Below are 928 nucleotides of genomic sequence, written 5' to 3' on the forward strand. Positions count from 1 at the left end.
TACCCGCCGCACCCGCGGACCATCGCCCACACCGTGCGGGGTTTCGACGAGGTGGCGCGGCTGGGCGCGCAGGTGACGATCTTCCGCCTCGGAAGCGATCCGGGGCTGGCGCGTTTCATCGATCAGGAAGTTCAGGACCCCGCCGGCCGGGGAACCGGTGGCGACCCGCAGCGCGTCCATCGCGGCGGCGGCACCGGTCAGCGCCGCGACCAGGACGGCCACCCCGCGGCCGCTCCGCAGCCGCATCAGCACCGGCACGAAGGCCAGCGCCACCACGTACACGCCGAGGAACCAGAGCAGCGCCACGCTCTCGGCACCCAGTCCGGCCGCCGAGTCCGCACCGAACACCAGCCGGGCGACGAGCAGACCCGCCGACCATGCCGCCAGGTACCAGAACACCGGGCGGTACAACCGCTGCGCGCGGGCGAAAACCCAAGCGCCCCAGGGCGTCCCGGCTCGGTAGCCGTACGCCGCGGCGGCGCCGCCGGCCAGGAAGAACAGCGGCATCACCTGGGCGATCCATGTCAGCGGCGCGACGGCGGGCACTGCGGCGATCAGATTGCCGATGCGCACGCCGGACGGGTCGATGGTGGCCAGCAGCAGCGCGCAATGTCCGAACATGACCACCAGCAAGGAGCCCAGCCGGGCCACGTCGAGTGCGCGGTCACGCGAGGTCGGTGTCATGAGCTAAGCATGCCCGGCCGACCGCAGCCGGGCATGAGTAGTTCTACCGGCGTCAGGGCAGAGCGCGGAACAACGCACCCAGCGGGCCCGACGGCGCCGGCGGTGCGGGCGCCACCGGTGTGAAAGCGAGCGCGGCGATGAGTCCGACGGCGATGAGGATGCCGGGGACCACCGCGGCGATGATCATGTCACCCACACTGATCTCGGCGGTGATGGCGTAGAAGACCAGGATGATGCTGGGCGG

1 protein-coding gene and 2 pseudogenes are annotated in these 928 nt (G+C 71.7%); 1 reads left to right on the forward strand and 2 read right to left on the reverse strand.

The window, feature by feature from the left end; all coding sequences use genetic code 11:
* Positions 1–150, forward strand: a pseudogene (locus ASJ79_RS34460) (hypothetical protein); the annotation flags it as partial.
* Here ASJ79_RS34460 and ASJ79_RS24720 read toward each other — a convergent pair.
* Positions 121–684: pseudogene (locus ASJ79_RS24720) on the reverse strand (acyltransferase family protein); the annotation flags it as partial. The pseudogenes ASJ79_RS34460 and ASJ79_RS24720 overlap by 30 nt on opposite strands.
* Before the next feature lie 52 nt (positions 685–736).
* Positions 737–928 (reverse strand): TRAP transporter large permease subunit (locus ASJ79_RS34885; RefSeq protein ID WP_156448626.1); only part of this gene is annotated, 192 nt, incomplete at its 5' end.

This window comes from Mycobacterium sp. NAZ190054, from assembly GCF_001545925.1.
Lineage (GTDB): Bacteria > Actinomycetota > Actinomycetes > Mycobacteriales > Mycobacteriaceae > Mycobacterium.